The sequence below is a fragment of the Acidovorax sp. YS12 genome, assembly GCA_021496925.1.
GTDB lineage: Bacteria > Pseudomonadota > Gammaproteobacteria > Burkholderiales > Burkholderiaceae_C > Paenacidovorax.
Genome location: CP053915.1, coordinates 4,159,339 through 4,185,536, shown reverse-complemented (window position 1 = coordinate 4,185,536; position 26,198 = coordinate 4,159,339). Strand labels below are relative to the sequence as shown.

The window sequence follows — 26,198 nt, the reverse complement described above, 5'->3', positions numbered from 1 at the left end:
CTCAGCGCACCTTTTTCGCTGCCTGTTCGTCGCTCACCGTGGTCACGCCGCGCAGACGCACGGCGTAGCCGCCCTCGTGGCGCAGGTCGGCCGACTCCAGCGCCTCCGGCCTGCGCCGGTACTGCTGCGCCACCTGCGCCAGCGTGCGCGCGAAGCGCTGCGTGCGCGCCACCACGGCCTCGGGCGTGCCGCCGCCCAGCTCCACCGCCGCGCCGCTGTCGAGCAGCGCGCGCCAGCCGCCGCGCCCGGAAAGCTGCAACTCGTCCAGCTCCAGCCCCAGCGGCTCGAACACCGGCGCCAGCCGGCGGTACATGGCCAGCACCTCGCCCGCCTGGCCCTGCGGCCCCTGCAGGCGCGGCAGGCTGTCCTGCTCTTCGTCGTCGGCCTCGGCCTCGAAGACCTCGCCATCGCCGTTGAGCAGCTTGGATTCCGACTCGGCGCCCCACAGGGCCACGGCGTCGTGCTCGCGCAGCACCACGCGCAGGCCGCTGGGGAATTCGCGCCGCACCTGGGCGCTGCGCACCCAGGGAGCCTGCTCGAAGGCCGCGCGCACGGCCTCCAGATCCACCGTGAAGAAGTTGCCCGCCAGGCTGGGCATGACCATGGGGCGCAGGCCGACCGCGTTGTTGTGCACCAGGTCGCCCTGCACCACGATGCGGTGGATGGCGAATGCCGGGCGCCCCAGCAGCCAGCGCGCGCCCGCTGCCAGCACGAGCGCGGCGCAGCACACGAACAGGGCCGAGGCGGTCCAGTTCATGAGCCTGACGTCCAGCGGTGCGGGCAGCGGAGCGTTCATGCGCCTCCCAGGGCCGTGTCGGCGGTGTTCTGCAGCGCGTCGAGCGAGGCGCTGGCGAGGATGCGCAGGCACAGCTCTTCGTAGCTGGTGCCCGCCGCGCGCGCCGACATGGGCACGAGCGAATGCCCGGTCATGCCGGGCGAGGTGTTGATCTCCAGCAGGAAGGGCTGGCGGTCGCTGGCGCGCACCATGATGTCGGCGCGCGCCCAGCCGCGGCAGCCCAGCGTGCGGTAGGCGCGCTCGACCAGGCGCTGGATGGCGCGCTCCTCGGCCTCGGGCAGGCCGCTCGGGCAGTGGTACTGCGTCACGTCGGTGAAGTACTTGTTCTGGTAGTCGTAGTTGCCCTCGGGCGCGACGATGCGGATCACCGGCAGCGCCGCAGCGCCGGCGCCCTGGCCGAGCACCGGGCAGGTGGTCTCGTCGCCGTCGATGAACTGCTCGCACAGCACCTCGGGGTCGTGCTGCGCGGCCAGGCGGTAGGCCTGCTCGCACTGGCCGGGCGAGGTGACCTTGGTCAGCCCGATGGTGGAGCCTTCGCGCGAAGGCTTGACGATCATCGGCGCACCCAGCGCGGCCAGGGCCTGCGCGGTTTCGGCGGCGCTGGCGACGAGGCGCCAGTCCGGCGTCGGCAGGCCCTCGAAGCGCCAGATGCGCTTGGTCATGATCTTGTCCATGGCGATGCTCGACGCCATCACACCCGAGCCGGTGTAGGGAATGCCGAGCAGCTCCAGCGCGCCCTGCACCGTCCCGTCCTCGCCATGGCGGCCGTGCAGCGCGATGAAGCAGCGCGTGTAGCCATGGGTCTTGAGGTCGGCCAGGCTGGCGTGCGCCGGGTCGAAGGCGTGCGCATCCACGCCGCGCGCGCGCAGCGCCTGCAGCACGCCGCCGCCGGACATCAGCGACACCTCGCGCTCGGACGAATCGCCGCCCATGAGCACGGCCACCTTGCCCAGGGCCGCGGCGTTGAATCCGGTGTCGGATTGAGGATCAAATTGGCTCATAACGCTTTCCCATCCTGCGCCAGCAGCTCACTATTCTGTAGCAGTTCGGCCACCTTCCCAGGCACCGCGCCGATCGAGCCCGCGCCCATGCACAGCACCACGTCGCCCGCGCGCGCGCTTTGCACGATGGCGCGCGGCAGCTCGGCCACGTCGTCGATGAACACGGGCTCGACGCGGCCCGCCACGCGCAGCGCGCGCGCCAGCGAGCGCCCGTCGGCGGCGACGATGGGCGCCTCGCCCGCCGCGTAGACCTCGGTCAGCAGCACCACGTCGGCCTGGCCCAGCACCTTGACGAAATCCTCGAAGCAGTCGCGCGTGCGGCTGTAGCGGTGCGGCTGGAACGCCAGCACCAGGCGCCGCCCGGGGAAAGCGCCGCGCGCCGCCGCCAGCGTGGCGGCCATCTCCACCGGGTGGTGGCCGTAGTCCTCGATGAGCTGGTAGTGGCCGCCGCCGTTTTCCGCCCGCGCCGGCTGGTCGCCGTAGCGCTGAAAGCGCCGCCCCACGCCGGTGAAGCCGGCCAGCGCGCGCAGCACCGCATCGTCGGAAATGCCCAGCTCCACCGCCACGGCGATGGCCGCGAGCGCGTTGAGCACGTTGTGCTCGCCCGCCAGGTTCAGCACCACCTCCAGGTCGGGCAGGGTCACGCCGTTGCGCCGCTGCACGGTGAAGCGCATGCGCCCGGCGTCGGCACGCACGTTGACGGCGCGCACCTGCGCGTCCTCGCCGAAGCCGTAGCTGGTGACGGGGCGCGCCACGTCGGCCAGGATCTCGCGCACGCCCGGGTTGTCCACGCACAGGATGGCCGCGCCGTAGAACGGCATGCGGTGCAGGAAGTCCACGAACGCCTGCTTGAGCCGGCCGAAGTCGTGGCCGTAGGTCTCCATGTGGTCGGCGTCGATGTTGGTGACCACGGCCATCACCGGCAGCAGGTTGAGGAACGAGGCGTCGGACTCGTCGGCCTCGACCACGATGTACTCGCCCTGCCCCAGCCGCGCGTTGGCGCCGGCGCTGTTCAGGCGCCCGCCGATGACGAAAGTGGGGTCCAGCCCGGCCTCGGCCAGCACGCTGGTGACCAGGCTGGTGGTCGTCGTCTTGCCGTGCGTGCCGGCGATGGCCACGCCCTGGCGCAGGCGCATCAGCTCGGCCAGCATGAGCGCGCGCGGCACCACGGGAATCTTGCGCGCGCGCGCGGCCAGCACCTCGGGGTTGTCGCCCTGCACCGCCGTGGAGGTGACCACGGCATCGGCCCCCTGCACGTGGGCGGCGTCGTGGCCCACGTGGGTGGCGATGCCCAGGCCCTGCAGGCGGCGCAGCGTGGCGCTGTCCGACAGGTCGGAGCCCGACACCTGGTAGCCCAGGTTGTGCAGCACCTCGGCAATGCCGCTCATGCCGGCGCCGCCCAGGCCGACGAAGTGGATGTGGCGGATGGCGTGTTTCATGTGGCCAGCTCCTCGCAGGCCGCGACCACCGCGGCGGTGGCTTCGGTTTTTTGCATGTTTTTGGCGTTTTGCGCCCGCTGGACAAGCGCGGGGCGCTCCATGTTTTGTAGCATCTGGGCCAGTCCGCCAGGCGTCAGGTCGCGCTGCTGCACAAGCCAGCCGCCGCCTGCCTGCACCAGGAACTGGGCATTGGTGGTCTGGTGGTCGTCCACCGCCGCCGGGAAGGGCACGAACACCGCCGCCGCGCCCACGGCGGCCAGCTCGGTCACGGTGCTGGCGCCCGCGCGGCAGACCACCACGTCGGCCTGCGCGAAGGCGCTGGCGGTGTCGTCGATGAACGGCGTCAGGTCGGCCTGCACGCCGGCGGCGGCGTAATGGGCGCGCAACGCGTCGATCTGCGCGGCGCCGCTCTGGTGCGTGACCTGCGGGCGCGCGGCCTCGGGCATCAGCGCCAGCGCCTGCGGCACGATCTCGTTCAGCGCCTTGGCGCCCAGGCTGCCGCCCACCACCAGCAGGCGCAGCGGCCCGCTGCGCCCGGCGAAGCGCGCGGCCGGCGCGGGCTGCGCCAGGAAGGCCTCGCGCAGCGGGTTGCCGACCCACTGGCCTTTTTTCAGCACGCCGGGGAAGGCGGTGAAGATGCGGTCGGCCACGCCCGCCAGCACCTTGTTCGCCATGCCGGCGACGGAGTTCTGCTCATGCAGCACCAGCGGCTTGCCCGCCAGCACGGCCATCATGCCGCCGGGGAAGGTGACGTAGCCGCCCATGCCCAGCACCACGTCGGGGCGCACGCGGCGCACCACGGCCAGCGCCTGCCAGAAGGCGCGCAGCAGCCGCAGCGGCAGCAGCGCCAGCGTGGCCAGCCCCTTGCCGCGCACGCCGGAGAAGTCGATGGCCTCGAACGCGAAGCCCTGCGGCGGCACGATGCGCGACTCCATGCTGCCGGGCGTGCCCAGCCAGTGCACGCGCCAGCCGCGCGCGCGCAGCGCCTGCGCCACGGCCAGGCCGGGGAAGATATGGCCGCCGGTGCCGCCGGCCATGATGAGCGCGGTTTTCTGGCTCATACGTGGCCTCCACGCATGAGCAGCTTGTTTTCGTAATCCACGCGCAGCACCACCGCCAGCGCGATCAGGTTCATCAGGATGGCCGAGCCGCCGAAGCTCATGAGCGGCAGCGTCAGCCCCTTGGTGGGCAGCGCCCCAAGGTTCACGCCCATGTTGATGAAGGCCTGGAAGCCCAGCCACACCGCCACGCCCTGCGCCACGAGGCCGGAGAACACGCGGTCCAGCGCGATGGCCTGGCGGCCGATCTGCATGATGCGCCGCGTGAGCCACAGGAACAGCACGATGAGCGCGAGCACGCCCACCAGGCCGAACTCCTCGCCGATCACCGCGAGCAGGAAGTCGGTATGCGCCTCGGGCAGCCAGTGCAGCTTTTCCACGCTGCCGCCCAGGCCGACGCCGAAAACCTCGCCGCGCCCGATGGCGATGAGCGAGTGCGAGAGCTGGTAGCCCTTGCCCAGCGCGTGCGCCTCGCTGAACGGGTCGAGGTAGGCGAAGATGCGCTCGCGCCGCCACGGGCTGGTCATGACGATGAGCGCAAAGGCGCTCACCAGCACCGTGCCGATGAGGACGAACATGCGCATGTTCACCCCGCCGAGGAACAGGATGCCCATGGCGATGACGGCGATCACCATGAACGCGCCCATGTCGGGCTCGGCCAGCAGCAGCGCGCCGACGATGGCCACCGCCGCGCCCATGGGCAGCACGGCGCGGAAGAAGTTTTCCTTCACGTCCATCTTGCGCACCATGTAGTCGGCGGCGTAGACGAGCACGGCGAACTTGGCCAGCTCCGAGGGCTGGAAGTTCATCACCCCGAGCGACAGCCAGCGCCGCGCGCCATTCACCGCCGTGCCGACGTGCGGGATCAGCACCAGGATGAGCAGCAGGATGGAGGCGACGAACAGCCAGGGCGCAACGCGCTCCCAGGTCTTCATCGACACCTGGAACGCCAGCAGCGCTGCGACGAAGCCCATGGCCAGCGCCAGCACGTGGCGCACCAGGAAGTGCAGCGGCGCGATCTTGCCGAAGCGCGGGTTGTCCGGCATGGCGATGGAGGCCGAGTACACCATCACCAGCCCCCAGGCCAGCAGCGCCACCACCACCCAGACCAGCGCCTGGTCGAAGCCCAGCACGTGCGCGGGCGTGGCCGTGGTCTGGCGGTATTCCATGCCGCCCACGCGCACCGGCAGGCGGTCGGCGGCCTTGGCGGGCAGCGCGCCGAACCAGGCGCCGATGCGCTGCAGCAGGCCGGGGGTGGCGGTGGTGGTCACAGGCCGCCCTCCAGTTCCTGCCCCTGCGCCTGCGCGAGCGCGCGTACGGCATCGACGAACACCTGGGCGCGGTGCGCGTAGTCCCTGAACATGTCGAGGCTGGCGCAGGCCGGCGACATCAGCACCGCGTCGCCCGGCTGGGCCTGCGCGGCGGCCTGCTGCACGGCATCTTCCATGCGGGCGGCGGGCAGCAGCGGCACGCCGGTGTCCTGCAGCGCGGCGGCGATGTGCGGCGCGTCGCGCCCGATCAGCACGGCCGCGCGCGCGTGGCGCGCCATGGGCGCGGCCAGCGGCGCGAAGTCCTGGCCCTTGCCGTCGCCGCCGAGGATGACCACCAGGCGCCGCTCCGGCCCCAGGCCCGCGAGCGCGGCCACGGTGGCGCCGACGTTGGTGCCCTTGCTGTCGTCGAAATACTCCACGCCGCCGACCACGCCGACGGACTCGACGCGGTGCGGCTCGCCCCGGTACGCGCGCAGGCCGTAGAGCATGGTGCCGAGCGCGCAGCCCGCCGCCTGCGCCAGGGCCAGCGCGGCCAGTGCGTTGCAGGCGTTGTGGCGGCCGCGGATGCGCAGCGCGTCGGCCGGCATCAGGCGCTGCAGGTGCAGCGGCTCCTCGTGCAGCCTGGCGCGCTTGGCCGTTTCGTCGGCCTGGTGCGCGCGCACCAGCCAGGCCATGCCGTTGACGGTTTCGATGCCGAAGTCGCCCGGGCGCTGCGGCAGGTCGGCGCCGAACGTGACATGGGCGCGCAACTGCGGTTTCTGCAGCTTCACGCGCACCGGCTCGGGCAGCATCTGCATCACCGCCGGGTCCTCCCGGTTCAGCACCATCAGCCCGGTCTGGCCGAAGATGCGCGCCTTGGCCGCGCCGTAGGCGGCCATGCCGCCGTGCCAGTCGAGGTGGTCCTGCGTGAGGTTGAGCACCACGGCCGCCGTGGGCTCGAAGCCCTGCACGCCGTCGAGCTGGAAGCTCGACAGCTCCAGCACCCAGGCTTCGGGCAAATCCTGCGCGGCGATGCGCGCGGCCAGCGTGTCAAGCAGCGTCGGGCCGATGTTGCCCGCCACGGCCACGCTGCGGCCCGCGTGCTGCACCAGCTGGCCGGTGAGGGAGGTGACGGTGGTCTTGCCATTGGTGCCGGTCACGGCCAGCACGGCGGGCGCGTAGCCGTGCTGCGTGCACAAGGCGCGCAGCGCTTGCGAATACAGGTCCAATTCGCCACAAACGCTTACCTGACAAGCGCGAGCAGCTTCCAAAACAGGAGCAAGCGCGGCCGGTGCCAAGCCGGGCGAGCGGTAGATGGCGTCCAGCGCCTGGTCCTGCACCAGCGCCGCGTCGAACGCGCCGCCGATGAAGCGCGCCTGCGGCAGCTCGGCGCGCAGCGTGGCAAGCTGCGGCGGCGCGGCGCGCGTGTCGGCCACCGTGACCTGCGCGCCACAGCGCGCGCACCAGCGCGCCATCGCCAGGCCCGAGGCGCCCAGGCCCAGCACCAGCACGCGCTGGCCGTGCAGCGGCTGTTCGGCCTGCGCAGGCCAGTCCTGCGGCACGGGGGCAAAGATGGGCGCCTGCTCCTGCTCCTGCGCCTCTGCCTGCGGCTGCGCTTCCTGCACGGGCGCCTCGGCCACCGGCTCGGCGAAGATCTTCGCCACGAACGCGGCGGCTTCCTGCGCAGCCGAAAGCGGCGGCGCCGCAGGGTCTGCAAGACATGCCGACGCCGCAGGGTCTGCGGCGGGCGGGAGGGGGTGAAGTGCGTCGTCGGGGTTCGTCATCGCAGCTTCAAGGTTGTCAGGCCGATGAGGCACAGCAGCATGGTGATGATCCAGAAGCGCACGACCACCTGGGTCTCCTTCCAGCCGCTTTTCTCGAAATGGTGGTGCAGCGGCGCCATCTTCAGCAGGCGCCGGCCTTCGCCGTACTTGCGCTTGGTGTACTTGAACCAGCCCACCTGCAGCATCACCGACAGCGCCTCGACGACGAAGATGCCGCCCATGATGGCCAGCACGATCTCCTGGCGCACGATCACGGCGATGGTGCCCAGGGCGCCGCCGAGCGCCAGCGCGCCCACGTCGCCCATGAAGACCTGCGCCGGGTGCGCGTTGAACCACAGGAAGGCCAGGCCCGCGCCGGCCATGGCGGCGCAGAAGATCATCAGCTCGCCCGACCCCGGGATGTGCGGGAACAGCAGGTACTTGGCATGCACGGCGTTGCCCGTGACGTAGGCGAACACGCCCAGCGCGGCGCCGACCAGGATCACCGGCATGATCGCCAGGCCGTCCAGGCCGTCGGTCAGGTTCACGGCATTGCTCGCGCCGACGATGACCAGGTAGGTCAGGATGACGAAGCCGAGCACGCCCAGCGGGTAGCTGACTTCCTTGAAGAACGGCAGCAGCAGCCCGGCCTTGGGCGGCAGGTCGAGCGAGAAGCCCGACTGCACCCAGGCCAGGAACAGCTCGAACACGCGCGCGTTCGAGCTCTCCGAGATGCTGAACACCAGGTACAGCGCGGCCACCAGGCCGATCACCGACTGCCAGAAATACTTCTCGCGCGAGCGCATGCCCTCGGGGTCCTTGTTGACCACCTTGCGCCAGTCGTCCACCCAGCCGATGGCGCCAAAGCCCAGCGTGACGGTGAGCACGATCCAGACGAAGCGGTTCGACAGGTCGAACCACAGCAGCGTGGAGATGGCCAGCGAGGCCAGGATCAGCACCCCGCCCATGGTCGGCGTGCCGCTCTTGCTCAGGTGGGTCTGCATGGCGTAGCCGCGGATCGGCTGGCCGATCTTCAGCGCGCGCAGCATGCGGATGACCTTCGGCCCCGCGAGCAGGCCGATCAGCAGCGCCGTGAGCGCCGCCATCACCGCGCGGAAGGTGATGTACTGGAACACCCGCAGGAATCCGAATTCGGGCGACAGGCCCTGCAGCCATTGCGCCAGCATCAAGAGCATGCGGCCTCCTGCAAGGCCTGCACGGCCTGTTCCATCTTCATGAATCGCGATCCCTTCACCAGCACGCTGCCCGCTTCGGGCAGGGCCGCGCGCAGCGCGGCCAGCAGTGCGTCCTTGTCGTCGAAATGCCGCGCGCCGGGGCCGAAGGCCCGCGCCGCGTGCGCGCTCAGTTCGCCCAGCGCCAGCAGCCGCTCAATGCCCCGCGCACGCGCATGCGCGCCGGCCTCGGCATGGAACTGCGGGCCCTGGCTGCCGACCTCGCCCATGTCGCCCAGCACCAGCCAGCGCGGTGCGGGCAGCTCGGCCAGCACCTCGATGGCGGCATGCATGGAGTCGGGGTTGGCGTTGTAGCAGTCGTCCACCACGGTGACGCGGCGCCCCTGGCAATACAGCCCGAGCGCACGCGAGCGCCCCGCCACGGGCGCGAACGCCGCCAGGCCCTGGGCCACGGCATCCAGGGCCACGCCCGCCGCCAGCGCGCAGGCCGTGGCGGCCAGGGCATTGGCGACGTTGTGGCGGCCCGCGATGTGCAGCGCCGTGCGGATGGCGCCCTGGGGCGTGTGCAGCGTGGCCTGCCAAGCGTCGCCCTGCCACTGGGCATGAAGGCAGCGCACGTCGGCGCCATCGCCACCGAAGGTGATGCAGCGGCGGCCCGCCGCCAGGCCGCGCCACAGCGCGGTGTAGGCGTCGCCGTGCGGGAACACGGCCACGCCGTCGGGCGGCAGCGCCGGCAGCACGGCACCGTTTTCCTCAGCCACGGCCTGCACGGTCTGCATGAATTCGAGGTGCTCGCGCTGCGCGTTGTTCACCAGCGCCACGGTGGGGCGTGCCAGGCCGGCCAGGTAGGCGATCTCGCCCGGGTGGTTCATGCCCAGCTCCACCACGCCGATGCGGTGCGCGGCCTGCAGGCGCAGCAGCGTTTGCGGCACGCCGATGGCGTTGTTCAGGTTGCCGCGCGTGGCAAAGGCGGCCTCGCCCGCGTGCGCGGCGAGGATGCTGGCGAGCATCTGCGTCACGGTGGTCTTGCCGTTGCTGCCGGTCACGGCAATCAGCGGCAGGCTGAACTGGCCGCGCCAGCCAGCGGCCAGCGCGCCCAGGGCGGCCAGCGTGTCGGGCACCTCGATACCGGGCAGGCCCGCGGCCGCCAGGCCGCCATGCGCCACGGCGGCCACAGCCCCGGCTGCGCGCGCCTGGGGCAGAAAGTCATGGGCGTCGAAGCGCTCGCCCTTCAGGGCGACGAACAGGTCGCCCGGCTGCAGCGTGCGCGTGTCGGTGTGCACGCGCACGATGGGCAACGCGCCATCGCCCGCCAGGCGCGCCTGCGGCACGCGCGCGGCGATCCATGCCCATGCTTGTTGCAGCGTCATCGTCATGCAGCACCTCCCTGGCGCGCGGCCAGCGCCTGGCGCGCCTGCGCCATGTCGGAGAACGGGTGGCGCACGCCCTGCACCTCCTGGTAGTCCTCGTGGCCCTTGCCGGCGATCAGCACCACGTCGGCGGCGTCCGCCCCCGCCACGGCCTGGGCGATGGCGGCGGCGCGGTCAGGTTCGGCCCGGGCGCCGGGCGCCATGCCCTGCAGGATCTGGCCGATGATGGCCTGCGGCGCTTCGCCGCGCGGGTTGTCGCTGGTCACCAGCACGGCGTCGGCGCCCTGCTGCGCGGCCGCGCCCATCAGCGGGCGCTTGCTGGCGTCGCGGTTGCCGCCGCAGCCGAACACGCACCACAAACGGCCACCGCGCGCCTGCGCCACGGGGCGCAGCGCGGCCAGGGCCTGGGCCAGCGCGTCGGGCGTGTGCGCGTAGTCCACGGCCACCAGGGGCTGGCCGGGCAAAGCGATCTGCTCCATGCGGCCGGGCACCGGGGACAGCGCGGCGCAGGCCCGCACGGCCTGCGCCAGCGGCACGCCCAGCGCGCGCAGCGCGGCGATCACGCCGAGCAGGTTGGACACGTTGTACTGGCCGATGAGCCGCGTCTGCAGCCATTCGCGCTGCGTGCCCTCGGCCACGGCGAAGCGCAGGCCGCCGTCGGCGAAGCCGATGTCCTGCGCCTGCAGCCGCGCGGGGCGGTGCAGGGCATAGCTCCACAGGTCGAGCGGGCGCGCGGCAAGCTGCGTGTGCAGGTGCGCGCCCTGTGTGTCGTCGGTGTTGACCACGGCGGCCTGCAGGCCCGGCGTGTCGAACAGCGCGGCCTTGGCCTGCCAGTAGGCGTCCATGCTGCCGTGGTAGTCGAGGTGATCCTGCGTGAAGTTGGTGAACAGCGCCACGCGGATGCGCGTGCCCGCCAGGCGCTGCTCGGCCACGCCGATGGACGAGGCTTCGATGGCGCAGTGGCCCAGCCCCTGGTCAACGAACGCGCGGAACGCGCGCTGCAGGCGCACCGGGTCGGGTGTGGTCATGCCGGTGGACTCCAGGCACGGCGGCACGCCAATGCCCAAAGTGCCCACCAGGGCACACCCAGCAAGCGCTGGCAGCTCTTGTTTCGATAGCGCTTGAATGGCGTCGGCGAGCCAGCAGGCGCTGCTGGTCTTGCCGTTGGTGCCGGTCACGGCCAGCACCTGGAGCGACTGCGTGGGGTGGCCGAACCATTCGGCGGCGATCGGCCCGGTGGCGGCCTTCAGGCCGCGCAGCGCGGCGATGTGTGCACCCGCGAAGGCGAAGGGCGCCACGCCGTCCTGCTCCACCAGGCAGGCGGCCGCGCCGCGCGCCAGCGCACCGGCCACGTGGGCGCGGCCGTCGGTGGCGGCGCCGGGCCAGGCGATGAAGCCGTCGCCGGGCCGTACCTGGCGGCTGTCGGTCTGCAGCGTGCCGGTGACGCGCGCGCGCAGGAAGGCCACGGCCTCCTGCGGGGTGGCAAGGGTCTGCATGCTCACAGCGGCTCCTCGGCAGCGTTGGCCACGATCTGCGGCTTGACGGCCATGTCGGGCGCCACGCCCATCATGCGCAGCGTCTGCTGCACCACCTCGCTGAACACCGGCGCGGCCACGGCGCCGCCGTAGAACACGCCATTGCTCGGCTCGTCGATCATCACGGCGACGATGATGCGCGGGTTGTCGATGGGCGCCATGCCGGTGAACCAGGCGCGGTACTTGCCCGCCGCGTAGCCCTTGCCCTGCTGCTTGCGCGCCGTGCCCGACTTGCCGCCGACCGAGTAGCCCACGGTCTGCGCCTTCTGGCCGGTGCCGCCAGGGCCTGCGGCCATCTGCAGCATCTTGCGCACCTGGTCGGCCGTGCGCTCGGAGAACACCGGCACGCCGACCGCTTCCTGCCCGGTCTTGAGCATGGTGGCGGGAATGACGCGCCCGCCGTTGGCGAACACGGTGTATGAGCGCGCCATCTGGAACAGGCTGGCCGACAGGCCGTAGCCGTACGACATGGTGGCCTGCTCGATCGGGCGCCAGCCCTTGTACGGGCGCAGGCGCCCGCCCACGGCGCCGGGAAAGCCGATCTGCGGCTTCTGGCCGAAACCCACGGCCGAGAAGGTCTCCCACATCTCGCGCGCGGGCATCTGCATGGCGATCTTGGTGGTGCCGACGTTGCTCGACTTCTGGATCACGCCCTCCACCGTGAGCACGCCGTAGTTGTGCGTGTCGGAGATGGTCGAGCCGGTGATGGTGACGCGCCCCGGCGTGGTGTCCACGATGGTCCCGGGGCGCACGCGGCCGCTCTCCAGCGCCAGGCCGATGGTGATGGGCTTCATGGTCGAGCCAGGCTCGAAGGTGTCGGTGATGGCGCGGTTGCGCAGCTGCTCGCCCGTGAGGTGCTGGCGCTTGCCGGGGTCGTAGCTCGGGTAGTTGGCCAGCGCCAGCAGCTCGCCCGTGTGCGCGTCGAGCACCACCACGCTGCCGGCCTTGGCCTTGTGCGCGGCCACGGTGTCGCGCAGCTTCTGGTAGGCGAAGAACTGCACCTTGGAGTCGATGGAGAGCTGCAGGTCCTGGCCATCGACGGGCGGCACGTCGTCGCCCACGCCCTCGACCACGCGGCCCATGCGGTCCTTGATGACGCGGCGCGAGCCCGGCTTGCCGGCGAGCTGCTTGTCGAACGCCAGCTCCATGCCCTCCTGGCCATGGTCCTCGACGTTGGTGAAGCCGACCACGTGGGCCGCCGACTCGCCCTCGGGGTACTGGCGCTTGTATTCCTTGCGCAGGTAGATGCCCTTGATGCCCAGGCCCACGATGCGCTGGCCCAGGTCCCAGTCGAGCTGGCGCTTGAGCCACATGAAGGTCTTGTCGTCCTCGGCCATCTTCGTGACCAGGGTGGACAGCGGCATGTCGAGCAGGCGCGCCAGCTCCTTGAGCTGGGCGCGCACGGCCGGGTCGCCCTCGTCCACATCCTCGGGGATGGCCCAGATGCTCGCCGCCGGGACGCTGGAGGCCAGGATCAGCCCGTTGCGGTCGAGGATGCGCCCGCGGTTCGCCGGCAGCTCCAGCGTGCGCGTAAAGCGCACCGTGCCCTGGCGCTGGAAGAAGTCGTTGGCGTACACCTGCACGTAGGCCGCGCGCACGCCCAGGCCGATGAAGCCCAGCGCGATCGCCGCGACGATGAAGCGGCTGCGCCCCACGGGCGTCTTGCTCGCCAGCAGGGGGCTGGAGGTGTAGCGCACGCTGCGGCTCACGGCGTGCCTCCCGCGCTGGCGGCCGGGGCGCTGTCGTTCACGTACAGCGTGATGGCCGGCGTGGCCGTGCGCATGTGCAGGTTGTCGCGCGCAATGCGCTCCACGCGCAGCGGCGTGGCCTGGGCGCGCTTTTCCACCTGCAGGCGCTGGTGCTCGGTTTCGAGCTGGCGCGCCTCGGCCTTGGCGCGGTCGAGCTGGGTGTAGAGCAGGCGCGAGTCGTACTGCATGCGCACCAGATACAGCGCGCTCAATACCACCGCCAGCAGCAACACCAGGTTGAGCCTGATCACGCCGGCACCTCCGTGCGCTCGGCCACGCGCATCACGGCGCTGCGCGCGCGCGGGTTCGCCGCCACTTCCGCATCGCCCGGCTTGACGCGCTCCAGCGCCTTCAGCCGCATGGGCTGCGGCGGCGCAAAGGGCGCGCGGCGGTCATAGACCTCCTTGGCATGCTGCGCAATGAACTGCTTGACGATGCGGTCCTCCAGCGAGTGGAAGCTGATGACCACCAGGCGCCCGCCCGGACGCAGCACCGGCAGGCTGGCCGCTAGCGCCTGCCGCAGTTCCTCCAGCTCGGCATTGATGAAAATCCGAAAAGCCTGGAACGTGCGCGTGGCAGGGTTCTGGCCTGCCTCGCGGGTCTTGACCGCGCCAGCCACGAGGCCGGCCAGCTCGGCAGTGCCTGTGAGAGGTCCGCGCTCCTGGCGCCGCGCAACAATCGCCTTTGCAATGGGGCCAGCAAACCGTTCTTCGCCGTAGTCACGTATCACCTCCGCAATCTGCCCAAGCTCGGCCGTGGCCAGCCACTCGGCCACACTTTCGCCGCGCGTGGTGTCCATGCGCATGTCCAGCGGGCCATCGAACCGGAAGCTGAAACCGCGCTCCGGCGCGTCGATCTGGGGCGAGCTCACGCCCAGGTCCATCAGGATGCCGTCGGCGCTGCCCGCGGGCAGGTCCGCCAGGTGGCGAAAGCCTTCGTGGCGGATGGCGAAGCGCGCATCCGCGATGCGCGCCGCCTCGGCGATGGCCTCGGGGTCCTTGTCGAAGGCCAGCAGGCGCGCCTGCGCGCCCATGCGCCGCAGGATCAGGCGCGAATGCCCGCCGCGGCCAAAGGTGGCGTCGATCCAGGCGCCATCGGCGCGCGCGGGGTCGCGCCCGAGCAAGGCGTCGACCGCCTCATCAAGCAAGACCGTGGTGTGCAGCAAGGGCTGGTTCATGCGCAGCCCTCAGAAAGAGAAGTCCTTGAAGACGTCGGGCATCTCGGCCTGCATGGCCGCGGCCTCCTTGGCGTCGTAGGTGGCCTTGTCCCACAGCTCGAAGTGGTTGCCCATGCCGAGCAGCACGGCGTCCTTGGCCAGGCCGGCAGCCTCGCGCAGTTCGGGCGACACCAGCACGCGGCCGGTGCCGTCCATCTCCACGTCCATGGCGTTGCCCAGAAAGATGCGTTTCCACCACTGGGCCGACATGGGCAGCTTGGCGATGCGCTCGCGGAATTCCTCCCACGCGGGACGCGGGAACACCATGAGGCAGCCGTCGGGGTGCTTGGTGATGGTGAGCTGGCCGCCCGCCTGCTGCGTGAGGGCGTCGCGGTGCCGGGTAGGCACGGATAGCCTACCCTTCGCATCGAGACTTAGCGATGACGCCCCTTGAAACACTGATTTGAACCCCGCCACTGGATGCCTTGCGCGCCGCGTTTTCTGGGCGGCAATGGCACTTTTCACCACTTCATTGCACTTTTTTGCACTGTAGCAGGAAAAGCCTCCCCAGCGTGGGGCGGCGCTACAAAGTTTTGCAATGAAATCAAGGACTTAGCCTTGAAAGTGAACGCACGGGGGCAGCAAAAATCCTTACCCAATAGGGACTTAGGAAAAGCAATGCAAGTGATTCCTCAAGGTTTTTCACTTTTCCCCGGGAAACCGGGCCGCGCGATCCGGGCGGCGGCCCTGCGGGGAGCGGGTCAGGCGCCGGCGGCGGCCCGCCGCGCGCGGGCCTGCAGGCGCAGGCCGGCCCAGAGGGCAAAGAACATCGACGCGCCGAACACCCAGCCCGACAGCGCCCCCGCCATGATGCCCGACAGCAGGGTGCCGATGGTACAGCCCAGGCCCGTCATGGCGCCCCAGCCCAGCAGCACGCCGCCGGCCAGGCCGCGCGCGGCGTCGCCGGGGCGCGGCCAGCGCGGCGCGAACTGGCGGCTGGCCAGCGCGCCGATGAAGGCGCCCGCCACCAGGCCCAGCAGCAGCAGGGCGTGGGGCGCCCACGCGCCCTGCGCGGGCGCGGTGGCGCAGCCGGCGAAGCCGTCCAGGCCGTCCAGCCGCAGCGGAATCCAGTCCCACGCCTGCGCCTGAGCGCGCGCGGCGCTGCCCAGCGTGGCCGTTACGCCCAGGGGCTTCATGCGCACGATGGCGAACGCGCCAATCAGGCCCACGGCCAGGCCGCCCGTCCAGTAGCTCCAGCGCCCGCGCCACAGGCGCCGCCACGCGGCGCCCAGGGGCGGCACGCCGGCGGGCGCGGCCGGGGCCGGCGCCTGGGCAGCGAAGCCGCGCCACAGCCAGGCCGCCAGCGCGGCCAGGACGCCCAGCTGCAGCAGCAGCGCGCCGCCATGGCCCAGGTAGTGCGGCAGCCAGACCACGGGCGCATCGGCCACGGCCAGGCTGTACAGCGGGTTCCAGGTGAGAAAGCCGGCGACGAAGCCCAGCGCCGTGCCGGCGAGCGCGAAGGGCGCGACGGGCGAGCCCTCGGCCAGCCGGTACCAGTGCGCGCTGATGCACGAGCCCGACACCACCATGCCCGCGCCGAAGACCAGCCCGGCCAGCGCCAGCACCCAGCTCACGGGGCCGATGTGCATGTCCGGCGGCAGGCCGCCGCCGGTGGCCACGGGCATCCAGCCGCCCAGCACCACGGTGTAGCCCAGCAGGCCCACGGCCAGGGCCAGCACGATGGCCAGCAGGCCGCGCGGGTCGCGCTGCCCGAACCAGTCGCGCGCATGGCAGTAGAAGCAAAAGCGCGCGCGCTGCAGCGCCAGGCCGAGGGCGGTGCCCGCCGCCAGCGCGAACAGAAGGGTGGGCGCGCCGTCCTGGCGCTGCGCGAGGGTGGCGGCCACGGCCAGCACGGCAGCCGGCAGGAGCACGAAATGGGGTTGTTGGAGCGTCATGAAAAAAAGCCCGCGCGGAGGCGGGCAAAGAGCTGAGGAGACAACGGGTTCGCGGCGATGGCCATGTCGCCATCGCCTTGTTTATTTCATTTGGCCGCCCACACGGTGCCGCTGGGGTTGTCGATGGGCACGCCGACGGCGTTGCCGTACTCGGTCCACGAGCCGTCGTAGTTGCGCACGTCGTAGCCCAGCAGCTTCTTCAGCGCGAACCAGGTGTGGCTGGAGCGCTCGCCGATGCGGCAGTAGGTGATGATGGGCTTGCTGCCGTCGATGCCCACGGCGCCGTAGACCTTCTTCAGCTCCTCGGGTGTCTTGAAGGTGCCGTCGGCCTGCACCGCCTGGCCCCAGGGCACGTTCACGGCGCTGGGAATGTGGCCGGCGCGGATGGCCAGCTCGGGCACGCCGGGCGGCGCGAACACCTTGCCGGAGTATTCGTCCGCCGAGCGGATGTCCACCAGCCGCGCGCCGTTGCGGCCCTCGGCGGCGGCCAGCGCATCGGCCAGGCGCGCGCGCAGTTCCGGGCTGGTCCGGGCCACCTTGTAGGCCGTGGGCGCGAAGCTGGGCGCGCGGTTGTCCTGGGCGCGGTTTTCCGCCTCCCACTTCTTGCGCCCGCCGTCGAGCAGCTTCACGTCCTTGACGCCGTAGATGTCGAACACCCAGGCGCCCCAGGCAGCGAACCAGTTGTTGGTGTCGCCGTACAGCACCACGGTGGTGTCGGGGCCGACGCCGGCCTTGGACAGCAGCGCCTCGAACGCCTCCTTGCCGACGATGTCGCGGCGCACCTTGTCGTTGAGGTCGTTGTGCCACGAGAAATTGACGGCGCCGGGAATGTGGGCGCGCTCGTAGACGCCGGGGTTCACGCTGACCTCGATCAGCCGCAGCCTGGCGTTGTCCAGGTTCTGCGCCAGCCATTCGGTCGAGACCAGCGGCCCGGCGGGAATGGGCGTGGCGGCCCAGGCGCTGCCCAGTGCGGCCAGGGCCAGCAGCGGGGCGCCGAGCCGGCGGCGGCGCAGCGCCCGGAAGGTTGCGGAAGTGGCGGTCATGGTCGTCCTTTCGTTCGGGCTGTGGTGTATGCAGCGCACTGTAGGAGCGGCCACATACAACGACAAGAAATCAAAACGGCTATCCATATACAAAAACCGCCATACGCAACCGCCCTTGAGGGAGCGGCATGGTCTATCAAAAAACATAGCTGCTAGCGCTTGTCAGCAAAGCGTTTCATTAACTTTTCATGGTCAAACGCTTGCTGGACAAGCGCTTGCAGCTATCAATCTTGAATTTCCGCCCCCCTCCTACGCGCGCGCGAATTTCAGGAATTACCGCCAAAGCGCACCCACGGCACGCACGCTGGATATTGCGCAGCTTTTCAGCAAATTGCTTTCAAACCAGCAGGCGCTCCCGTGAGGCATGTGAAAGCGATTTTCAAAAACAGAAAAATCCCTTTTATTTCAACAAGTTAAGAACAATAAAAATCCGCATATCCATCATCGTATTTATACGAACGGGCACCCCGCCAAAAGCCCCAGACTTTCCCCAACCCGGCAACTGGTGATTTCCAGAACACCCGGTCCCACAGGAAAGAAAAGGATGATGGATATGAGCAAAACGTACAAGGTCGTCGCCGTCTCGGGCAGCCTGCAGAAGCCCTCGCGCACGCTGGTGCTGGCCGAGCAGATCGTGGCCGCGCTGGGCGAGGCGCTGCCCATCGAGGCCGAGGTCATCACGCTCGACGAGCTGGCCCCGCACCTGGCGGGCGCGCTGTACCGCAGCCAGTTGCCCGCGGCGGCGGAGCGGCGCATCGCGGCCATCGAGTCGGCGGACGTGCTGGTGGTCGCCAGCCCGGTGTACCGCGCGTCGTACAGCGGGCTGTTCAAGCACCTGTTCGACTTCGTCGGCCAGGACGCGCTGATCGACACGCCCGTGCTGCTGGCCGCCACCGGCGGCAGCGACCGGCACGCGCTGGTCATCGACCACCAGTTGCGCCCGCTGTTCAGCTTCTTCCAGGCGCGCACCCTGCCGCTGGGCGTGTACGCCTCGGAGCAGGACTTCAAGGGCTACGCCATCGGCAGCGCGGCGCTGTACGAGCGCATCGCGCTGTCCGTGGCGCGCGCCGTGCCCGTGGTGACGGCGGGCCCGACCCGGCCCGTAGCCGAAGCCGCCCGCCTGGCCGCCTGACGCATCCCCCCTTCCCGCAGAGGCTCCCATGACCAAGAAACGCATCATCCTCAACGCCTTCGACATGACCTGCGTCGGCCACCAGGCCGCCGGCACGTGGCGGCACCCCGCCAGCCAGGCCTCACGCTACAACGACCTGGAATACTGGACGCATCTCGCCACCGAGCTGGAGCGCGGCGTGTTCGACGCGCTGTTCATCGCCGACGTGGTGGGCGTCTACGACGTGTACCGCGGCTCCGCCGAAGGCGCGCTGCAGGACGCGGCGCAGGTGCCGGTGAACGACCCCTTCGGCGCGATCTCGGCCATGGCGGCGGTGACCCAGCACGTCGGCTTCGGCGTCACGGCGGCGGTGACCTTCGAGCACCCCTACCTGCTGGCGCGGCGCCTGTCCACGCTCGACCACCTAACCAAGGGCCGGGTGGCGTGGAACGTGGTGTCGTCCTACCTCGACTCGGCGGCGCGCAACATCGGGCTGGACAAGCAGATCCCCCACGACGAGCGCTACGACCTCGCCGAGGAATACATGGAGGTGATCTACAAGCTCTGGGAGGGCAGTTGGGAAGAGGGCGCCGTGCTGCGCGACAAGGAGCGCGGCATCTTCACCGACCCCACCAAGGTGCACCCGATCCAGCACGAGGGCAAGTACTTCAAGGTGCCGGGCTTCCACCTGACCGAGCCCTCGCCGCAGCGCACGCCAGTGATCTTCCAGGCCGGCGCCTCCACGGCCGGCCGCGCCTTCGCCGCGCGCCATGCCGAGGCCATGTTCATCCTGGCCACCAGCCCGGAATCGGCGCGCGTGCTCACCGACAAGATCCGTGCGGAAGTGGCGGCCGCCGGGCGCGAGCCGGACGCGCTCAAGATCTTCACGCTGCTCACCGTCATCACCGGCCCCTCCGACGAAGCAGCGCAGCGCAAGCACGAGGAATACCTGTCCTACGCCAGCCCCACGGGCATGCTGGCGCTCTACGGCGGCTGGACCGGGCTGGACTTCGCCTCACTCGATCCCGACACGCCCCTGCAGGCGGTGGAGAACGACAGCCTGCGCACCACGCTGGAGTCGCTCGCCGCCGACGGCAAGGAATGGACCGTGCGCGAGGTGATCCGCCAGCGCTCCATCGGCGGCCTGGGGCCAGTCGTGGTCGGCGGGCCGCAGAAGGTGGCCGACGAGCTGGAGCGCTGGGTGGACGAAGGCGGCGTGGACGGCTTCAACCTGGCCTACGCCGTGACGCCCGCATCGACCACCGACTTCATCGACTTCGTGGTGCCCGAGCTGCGCAAGCGCGGGCGCGTGCAGACCCGCTACGCGCAGGGCACGCTGCGCGAGAAGCTGCTGGGCGACAAGGACGGCAAGACACGCGACTCGCACCCCGCCACCCACTGGCGCCGCCACTACGTGGGCAAGGAAAGCGTGGCCGACGCGAGCGGCCCCGCCGCCTCCTGGGCTTGAACAGGCAACGCCATGCCCAGCGCCCCTCCCAGCCTTTCCCCACGGCATGACACCGCAGACGCGGTGCTCGAACTGCAGGGCATCGACCTGTCCTTCGGCGGCATCCACGCGCTGCACGGCATCGACCTGCGCGTGGCGCCGGGCGAGATCCGCGCCATCATCGGCCCCAACGGCGCCGGCAAGAGTTCGCTGGTCAACGTCATTAGCGGCCTGTACCGGCCGGACCGGGGCCGGGTCGTGCTGCAAGGCCGCGCCTTCGCCAAGGTGCCCACGGCGCGGCTGGCCCACCTGGGCGTGGCGCGCACCTTCCAGAACCTGGCGCTGTTCCGTGGCCTGAGCGTGCGCGACAACATCGCGCTGGGCCGCGTGGCGCACACGCGCGCCAGCTTCGCGGAGCAGGTGATCGGCCTGGGCCGCGCCCGGCGCGAGCGCGACGATGCGCGCGGCCGGGCCGGCGAGGTGATCCGCTTCCTGGGCCTTACCGACGTGCAGGACCGCCCCGCCAGCACCCTGCCCTACGGCCTGCAAAAGCGCGTGGAGCTGGCGCGCGCGCTGGTGGCACGGCCGCGCCTGCTGCTGCTGGACGAACCCCTGGCCGGCATGACCGTGACCGAGAAGGCGCAGATGGCCCAACTGGTGCGCGCCGCGCGCGACCAGTGGGGCACGGCCATCGTGCTGATCGAGCACGACATCGGCCTGGTGCTCGGCCTGTCCGACCGCGTGGCGGTGCTCGACTACGGCCGCAAGATCGCCGACGGCACGCCCGCCGAGGTGCGCGGCGACCCGGCCGTGATCGACGCCTACCTGGGCGTGGCCCACGAAGACAGCGCCAGCACGCAGGAGGCCGCGTGATGGAAGCCTTCGACTTCGCCTTCTTCGCCGAGGTGCTGATCGGCGGGCTGCTCTCGGGCGTCATGTATGCGCTGGTGGCCATCGGCTTCGTGCTGATCTACAAGACCTCGGGCGTGCTCAACTTCGCGCAGGGCGCGCAGCTGCTGTTCGCGGCGCTCACCTTCGTGAGCCTGGTCGAGCGCGGCGTGCCCTTCGCGCTGGCGCTGGGCCTGACCTTCGCGCTCATGCTGCTGCTGGGCCTGGTGATCGAGCGCGCCGTGCTGCGCCCGCTGGTGAACCAGCCGCCCATCACGCTGTTCATGGCCACGCTGGGCCTGTCCTACGTGATCGAGGGCGTGGCCCAGCTGCTCTGGGGCACGCAGGTGCACGAGCTGGACCTGGGGCTTGCCGACACGCCGCTGGAGTTCGCGGGCGTGCTGGTCTCCAGCTTCGACCTGGCGGCAGCGGGCATCGCGGCGCTGATGGTGGCGCTGCTGTCGGCCTTCTTCCGCTTCACGCGCACCGGACTGGCCTTCCGCGCCGTGGCCGACGACACCTTCGCCGCGCTGGCCGTGGGCCTGCGCCTGCCGCGCATCTGGGCCACGGTGTGGGCGGCGGCGGGCGTCATCGCGCTGGTGGCCGGGCTGCTGTGGGGCGCGCGCCTGGGCGTGCAGTTCTCGCTCTCGCTGGTGGTGCTCAAGGCGCTGCCGGTGCTGGTGCTGGGCGGCTTCGATTCGATCCTGGGCGCCATCGTCGGCGGCCTGGTCGTGGGCGCGCTGGAGAAGCTGGCCGAGGTCTACCTCGGCCCCTTCGTCGGCGGCGGCATCGAGGGCTGGTTCGCCTACGTGGCGGCGCTGGCATTCCTGTTGGTCAAACCGGGCGGCCTGTTCGGCCAGCGCCTGGTGGAAAGGGCCTGAACCCCATGAACACCGCCGTCACATCCCTCCCGGCCCGCCCGGCCACCGCCGCATGGCGATGGCCCGCCTGGGCCACGCCGCTGGCCTGGCTGGCCATCGCCTACATCGCTGTGCCGCTGGTGGCCACCGATTACTGGTTCGATGCCATCCTGATTCCGTTCCTGGCGCTGTCGCTCGCCGCCGTGGGGCTGAACCTGCTCACGGGCTACGCCGGGCAGCTCTCGCTCGGCTCGGCCGCCTTCATGGCCGTGGGCGCGTTCGCGGCCTACAACTTCAACCTGCGCGTGCCGGGGCTGCCGCTGCCCGTCAGCATCGTGCTGGCGGGGCTGGCGGCCACGGCGGTGGGCGTGGTGTTCGGGCTGCCCAGCCTGCGGCTGCGCGGCTTCTACCTGGCCGTGTCCACGCTGGCGGCGCAGTTCTTCGTGCAGTGGGCGCTGACCAAGTTCGGCTGGTTCAGCAACCACAACGCCTCGGGCGTGATCGACGCGCCGCCGCTGGCCGTGGCCGGCTTCGTGTTCGACACGCCGGCGCTGCGCTACCTGTTCGCGCTGACCATCGTGAGCCTCCTCACGGCGCTGGTCTGGCGCCTGGTGAACACGCCCACGGGCCACCACTTCGTCGCCATCCGCGACCACGAGCTGGCCGCGCGCGTTACCGGCGTGCCGGTGCTGCGCACCAAGCTGCTGGCCTTCGCCGTCTCGTCCTTCGTCATCGGCGTGGCAGGCGTGCTGTGGGGCTTCGTCTACCTGCGCACGGTGGAGCCCGCGGGCTTCAACCTGGACCGCTCGTTCCAGATCCTGTTCATCGTGATCATCGGCGGCCTGGCCACCATCCGCGGCGCCTTCCTGGGCGCGGCGCTGATCGTGGTGTTCCCGCTGCTGCTGTCGCGCGCGGGCAGCTTTCTCTTTGGCAACTGGTTCGACTCGGGCGTGCTCGACCTGAGCCAGCGCATCGTCCTCGGCGTCCTCATCGTCGCCTTCCTCATCGCGGAACCGCAGGGGCTGGCCGCCCTGTGGCGCCGCGCGTTTCACTCCCTTTCCCGTTCAGGAGATTCCACACCATGACCCTCACCCGCAAACTCAAGACCGCGCTGCTGGCCGGCGCGCTGGCCCTGACCGGCACGCAGGCCGCGCAGGCCGACGAACAGTTCTTCCCGCTGCAGAGCTACCGCGTCGGCCCCTACGCCGCTGGCGGCACCGGCTTCTTCGGCGGCTTCATCGACTACCTGAACCTCGTCAACACCCGCGACGGCGGCGTGGGCGGCGTCAAGCTGACCTGGGAGGAAGGCGAGACGCAGTACGAGGTCGAACGCGGTGTGGAGGTGTACGAGCGCCTCAAGACCAAGCCCGGCATCGCCACCTGGAACCCGCTGTCGGTGGGCATCGCCTACGCGCTGATCGACCGCGTGACGGCCGACAAGGTGCCGCTGCTCACCATCAACCACGGCCGCACCGACACCACCGACGGGCGCGTGTTCAAGTACATCTTCCCGCTGCTGGTCAACCCGTACAGCGAGACCTCGGGCATCGTCAACTACATCGGCACCAAGGTCGGCGGCAACGACAAGCTCAAGGGCAAGAAGATCGTGGTGCTGTACCACGGCTCGCCCTATGGCAAGGAGACGATCCCGATCTACGAGCTGCTGGCCAAGCAGTACGGCTTCACCGTCCAGCAGATCGAGGTGCCGCACCCCGGCAACGAGCAGCAGTCGCAGTGGCTGACGATCCGCCGCGCCAAGCCCGACTACGTGGTGCTGCGCGGCTGGGGCGTGATGAACCCGGTGGCGCTCAAGACGGCGCAGAAGACGGGCTTTCCGGCCGACCGCATCGTGGGCAACATCTGGTCCAACTCCGAGGAGGACGTGATCCCCGCAGGCGACGCCGCCAAGGGCTACGTCGCCATCACCTCGGTGGCGCCGGGCACGCAGTACCCGGTGCTGCAGGACATCCAGAAAACCGTGTACGACGCGGGCAAGGGCAACCTGCAGGACAAGAAGCGCATCGGCAGCGTGTACCACAACCTGGGCGTGCTCAACGGCATCCTGAACGTCGAGGCCATCCGCATCGCGCAGGCGAAGTTCGGCAAGCGCACGCTCACCGGCGACGAGGTGCGCTGGGGCCTGGAGAACCTGAAGATCGACGAGGCGCGCGCCGCCGCGCTGGGCGCCAAGGGCCTGTTCCATTCCATCAACGTGACCTGGGACAACCACGAGGGCGACGGCCGCGTGGCCTTCCAGCAGTGGGACGGCGGCAAGTGGAACGTGGTCTCGGACTGGATCGCGCCGGACTGGAAGCTGCTGCGCCCCGTCATCGAAAAGTCTTCGCTGGCCTACGCCAAGGAAAAGAACGTCAAGGTGCGCAAGAGCATCGACGACTGAAGGAGCGACCCCATGAGCACCACCACACACTCCCCTTCCCTGCTTGGCGCGGACTATGAACGCATCGCCGCCAAGTACCGCCCGGTGATCGAGCGCATCCGCGCCACGGCGCTGCAGCGCGAGCAGCAGCGCGAACTCGGGCACGAGGCCATCGGCTGGCTGAAGGCGGCACGCTTCGGCGCGCTGCGCGTGCCGGTGGAATACGGCGGCGACGGCGCCACGCTGCCGCAGCTGTTCCAGTTGCTGATCGAGCTGGGCGAGGCCGACTCGAACATCGTGCAGGCGCTGCGCGGCCACTTCGCCTTCGTCGAGGACCGGCTCAACGCACCGCGCGACGCGGCCAATGCCGTCTGGCTGCGCCGCTTCGCCGACGGCGACCTGGTGGGCAACGCCTGGACCGAAGTGGGCAACGTGGCCATCGGCGAGGTCATCACGCGCGTGTCGCAAAAGCCCGACGGCCGCTGGGTGGTGAACGGGCGCAAGTTCTACAGCACCGGCAGCATCTTCGCCGACTGGATCGACCTGTTCGCGCGGCGCGACGGCCCGGGGGACGGCAACGGCCTGGACGTGATCGCCGCCGTGCGCGCCCGGCAAGACGGCGTGACGCACCACGACGACTGGGACGGCTTCGGCCAGCGCACCACGGGCAGCGGCACCTCGGTCTACGACAACGCCGAGGTGGACGAGGCCCACATCTTCCCCTTCGCCAGCCGCTTCAAGTACCAGACCGCCTTCTACCAGCTGTTCCACCTGGCCACGCTGGCCGGCATCGCACGCGCCGCCACGCGCGACGCGGGCAGCGAAGTGCGCGAGCGCCGGCGCGTCTTCAGCACCGGCAACGCCAGCGCCGTGGCGCAGGACGTGCAGGTGCAGCAGGTGGTGGGCGAAGTCGCGGCCGCCGCCTACGCGGCCGAGGCGACGGCCATCCGCGCCGCCTTCGCCGCGCAGCGCGCCTACGACGCGCACTGGCAGGGCACGCCCGAGGAGGAGAAGCAGGCCAACATCGACGCCGAGCTGGAGTCGGCCCAGGGCCAGATCGCCATCTCCGAGCTGGTGCTGCGCGCCACCACGCAGTTCTTCAACGCGCTGGGCGCCTCGGCGGCCAGCGCCAGCAAGTCGCTGGACCGGCACTGGCGCAACGCGCGCACCATCGCCTCGCACAACCCGGTGATCTACAAGGCGCGCATCGTCGGCGACTGGCACGTCAACGGCACCGAGCCGCCCTACGTGTGGCAAATCGGCGCCGGCCAGCGCACCGGCGCCAAGGCCGCGGCCTGACGCGCGAAGGGATGCGAACCATGGGCGTGTCTACGTTTCCCCCCGTGCCTGCCGCGGCCCCCGCGCCGCTGCTGCGCATCGCCGCCATCGAGGCGGTCTACCAGAGCGCCATCGTCGCGCTGCACGACGTGAGCCTGGAGGTGCGCCCGGGCGAGATCCACGCCCTGCTGGGTGCCAACGGCGCGGGCAAATCGACCACGCTCAAGGCCGTGTCCCACCTGCTGCCGGCCGAGCGCGGCCAGGTGCGCAGCGGCGCCATCCACTTCGACGGCCAGGACGTGGCCGCCCTCGGCCCCGCCGCGCTGGTGCGGCGCGGGCTGGTGCCGGTGCTGGAGGGGCGGCGCTGCTTCGCGCACCTGACGGTGGAGGAGAACCTGGTCACCGGCGGCATCGGGCGCGGCGCGCGCCGCCGCGAGATCGCCGCCGGGCTGGAGCGCGTGTACGCCGCCTTCCCGCGCCTGGCCGAGCGCCGCCGCAGCCCGGCGGGCCTGACCTCGGGCGGCGAACAGCAGATGACGGCGATTGGCCGCGCGCTCATGGCCGCGCCGCGCCTGCTGGTGCTCGACGAGCCGTCGATGGGCCTGGCGCCGCTGGTGGTACAGGACATCTTCCGGCAGTTGCGCCGCCTGAACCAGGAGCAGGGCCTGTCCATCCTCGTGGCCGAGCAGAACTCCACCGTGGCGCTGCAGTACGCCGACCGCGCCACCGTGCTGGACGCCGGGCGCTCGGTGCTGCACGGCACGGCCCAGGCGTTGCGCCAGCGCGAGGACATCCAGCACTTCTATTTCGGCCAGGGCGTGGCGGAAGAAGCGCCCGAACTGGCCGCCGCATAGCCCCCGCGCGCACGCAATCACTCCTTTTTCCATAGCTACTAGCGCTTTATGGGCAAGCGCTGGAGGCCGATTTTTC

General features: G+C 70.7%; 24 protein-coding genes. 9 read left to right on the top strand and 15 right to left on the bottom strand.

Translation table 11 applies throughout. The annotated features are described in order from the left end of the window. Position 1 precedes the first annotated feature (1 nt). From YS110_18735 to YS110_18665, 15 genes are all read right to left on the bottom strand, one after another. The gene (locus YS110_18735; GenBank protein UJB66654.1) at positions 2-796 is read right to left on the bottom strand and encodes an FtsQ-type POTRA domain-containing protein; all 795 of its coding nucleotides are present in this window, start codon (positions 794-796) and stop codon (positions 2-4) included. Beyond that, a complete protein-coding gene (locus YS110_18730) occupies positions 793-1,797 on the bottom strand; it encodes a D-alanine--D-alanine ligase (protein UJB66653.1) in 1,005 nt (334 codons plus the stop codon). Before YS110_18730 ends, YS110_18735 begins: the two co-directional genes overlap by 4 nt. Beyond that, the gene (locus YS110_18725; protein ID UJB66652.1) at positions 1,794-3,236 is read right to left on the bottom strand and encodes a UDP-N-acetylmuramate--L-alanine ligase; all 1,443 of its coding nucleotides are present in this window, start codon (positions 3,234-3,236) and stop codon (positions 1,794-1,796) included. The genes YS110_18730 and YS110_18725 overlap by 4 nt, the downstream gene beginning before the upstream one ends. Beyond that, positions 3,233-4,297, bottom strand: a complete 1,065-nt coding sequence (gene murG, locus YS110_18720) for an undecaprenyldiphospho-muramoylpentapeptide beta-N-acetylglucosaminyltransferase (GenBank protein ID UJB66651.1) — start codon at positions 4,295-4,297, stop codon at positions 3,233-3,235. Before murG ends, YS110_18725 begins: the two co-directional genes overlap by 4 nt. After that, the gene (ftsW, locus tag YS110_18715; protein ID UJB66650.1) at positions 4,294-5,565 is read right to left on the bottom strand and encodes a putative lipid II flippase FtsW; all 1,272 of its coding nucleotides are present in this window, start codon (positions 5,563-5,565) and stop codon (positions 4,294-4,296) included. The genes murG and ftsW overlap by 4 nt, the downstream gene beginning before the upstream one ends. Next, complete coding sequence (locus YS110_18710) at positions 5,562-7,328, bottom strand: UDP-N-acetylmuramoyl-L-alanine--D-glutamate ligase (GenBank protein UJB66649.1); 1,767 nt, start codon at positions 7,326-7,328, stop codon at positions 5,562-5,564. The genes ftsW and YS110_18710 overlap by 4 nt, the downstream gene beginning before the upstream one ends. Further along, the gene (locus YS110_18705; GenBank protein UJB66648.1) at positions 7,325-8,503 is read right to left on the bottom strand and encodes a phospho-N-acetylmuramoyl-pentapeptide-transferase; all 1,179 of its coding nucleotides are present in this window, start codon (positions 8,501-8,503) and stop codon (positions 7,325-7,327) included. Before YS110_18705 ends, YS110_18710 begins: the two co-directional genes overlap by 4 nt. Then, on the bottom strand, positions 8,494-9,876 hold the full coding sequence (gene murF / locus YS110_18700) for a UDP-N-acetylmuramoyl-tripeptide--D-alanyl-D-alanine ligase (protein ID UJB66647.1): 1,383 nt from the start codon (positions 9,874-9,876) through the stop codon (positions 8,494-8,496). The genes YS110_18705 and murF overlap by 10 nt, the downstream gene beginning before the upstream one ends. Then, positions 9,873-11,366, bottom strand: coding sequence for a UDP-N-acetylmuramoyl-L-alanyl-D-glutamate--2,6-diaminopimelate ligase (locus tag YS110_18695; protein UJB66646.1), 1,494 nt, complete (start codon positions 11,364-11,366; stop codon positions 9,873-9,875). Before YS110_18695 ends, murF begins: the two co-directional genes overlap by 4 nt. Before the next feature lie 2 nt (positions 11,367-11,368). Continuing rightward, entirely contained in the window at positions 11,369-13,114 is a 1,746-nt protein-coding gene (locus YS110_18690; GenBank protein UJB66645.1) for a penicillin-binding protein 2, read from the bottom strand. Next, complete coding sequence (gene ftsL / locus YS110_18685; protein UJB66644.1) at positions 13,111-13,404, bottom strand: cell division protein FtsL; 294 nt, start codon at positions 13,402-13,404, stop codon at positions 13,111-13,113. Before ftsL ends, YS110_18690 begins: the two co-directional genes overlap by 4 nt. Then, the gene (gene rsmH, locus YS110_18680) at positions 13,401-14,330 is read right to left on the bottom strand and encodes a 16S rRNA (cytosine(1402)-N(4))-methyltransferase RsmH (GenBank protein ID UJB66643.1); all 930 of its coding nucleotides are present in this window, start codon (positions 14,328-14,330) and stop codon (positions 13,401-13,403) included. Before rsmH ends, ftsL begins: the two co-directional genes overlap by 4 nt. 9 nt (positions 14,331-14,339) lie before the next feature. Next, complete coding sequence (gene mraZ / locus YS110_18675) at positions 14,340-14,768, bottom strand: division/cell wall cluster transcriptional repressor MraZ (protein ID UJB66642.1); 429 nt, start codon at positions 14,766-14,768, stop codon at positions 14,340-14,342. A gap of 302 nt (positions 14,769-15,070) precedes the next feature. Beyond that, positions 15,071-16,264 carry a YeeE/YedE family protein gene (locus YS110_18670; GenBank protein UJB66641.1) on the bottom strand — a complete coding sequence of 398 codons (1,194 nt, stop codon included), beginning with the start codon at positions 16,262-16,264 and terminating at the stop codon, positions 15,071-15,073. An 86-nt stretch (positions 16,265-16,350) separates the two neighbouring features. Further along, complete coding sequence (locus YS110_18665) at positions 16,351-17,307, bottom strand: sulfurtransferase (GenBank protein ID UJB66640.1); 957 nt, start codon at positions 17,305-17,307, stop codon at positions 16,351-16,353. Between YS110_18665 and YS110_18660 the strand changes: the two genes are divergently transcribed. The 9 genes from YS110_18660 to YS110_18620 all read left to right on the top strand — a co-directional run bounded on the left by YS110_18660 (position 17,306) and on the right by YS110_18620 (position 26,122). Then, positions 17,306-17,668 (top strand): hypothetical protein, encoded by a 363-nt coding sequence (locus YS110_18660; GenBank protein UJB66639.1) that lies wholly within the window; start codon positions 17,306-17,308, stop codon positions 17,666-17,668. The two genes, YS110_18665 and YS110_18660, sit on opposite strands and share 2 nt — an antisense overlap. A gap of 192 nt (positions 17,669-17,860) precedes the next feature. After that, positions 17,861-18,439, top strand: coding sequence for an FMN reductase (gene msuE, locus YS110_18655; protein UJB66638.1), 579 nt, complete (start codon positions 17,861-17,863; stop codon positions 18,437-18,439). 28 nt (positions 18,440-18,467) lie between these two features. Beyond that, positions 18,468-19,886 (top strand): LLM class flavin-dependent oxidoreductase, encoded by a 1,419-nt coding sequence (locus YS110_18650; protein UJB66637.1) that lies wholly within the window; start codon positions 18,468-18,470, stop codon positions 19,884-19,886. Positions 19,887-19,898: 12 nt separating this feature from the next. Next, positions 19,899-20,738 (top strand): ABC transporter ATP-binding protein, encoded by an 840-nt coding sequence (locus tag YS110_18645; GenBank protein ID UJB66636.1) that lies wholly within the window; start codon positions 19,899-19,901, stop codon positions 20,736-20,738. Then, positions 20,738-21,634: a branched-chain amino acid ABC transporter permease gene (locus YS110_18640; protein UJB66635.1), complete on the top strand. Its 897-nt coding sequence runs from the start codon at positions 20,738-20,740 to the stop codon at positions 21,632-21,634. The genes YS110_18645 and YS110_18640 overlap by 1 nt, the downstream gene beginning before the upstream one ends. Positions 21,635-21,639: 5 nt before the next feature. Next, positions 21,640-22,698, top strand: coding sequence for a branched-chain amino acid ABC transporter permease (locus tag YS110_18635; GenBank protein ID UJB66634.1), 1,059 nt, complete (start codon positions 21,640-21,642; stop codon positions 22,696-22,698). Next, entirely contained in the window at positions 22,695-24,011 is a 1,317-nt protein-coding gene (locus tag YS110_18630) for an ABC transporter substrate-binding protein (protein ID UJB66633.1), read from the top strand. The genes YS110_18635 and YS110_18630 overlap by 4 nt, the downstream gene beginning before the upstream one ends. 12 nt (positions 24,012-24,023) lie before the next feature. Next, positions 24,024-25,289, top strand: a complete 1,266-nt coding sequence (locus tag YS110_18625) for a monooxygenase (GenBank protein ID UJB66632.1) — start codon at positions 24,024-24,026, stop codon at positions 25,287-25,289. A gap of 20 nt (positions 25,290-25,309) precedes the next feature. Next, complete coding sequence (locus YS110_18620) at positions 25,310-26,122, top strand: ABC transporter ATP-binding protein (protein UJB66631.1); 813 nt, start codon at positions 25,310-25,312, stop codon at positions 26,120-26,122. Positions 26,123-26,198 lie beyond the last annotated feature (76 nt).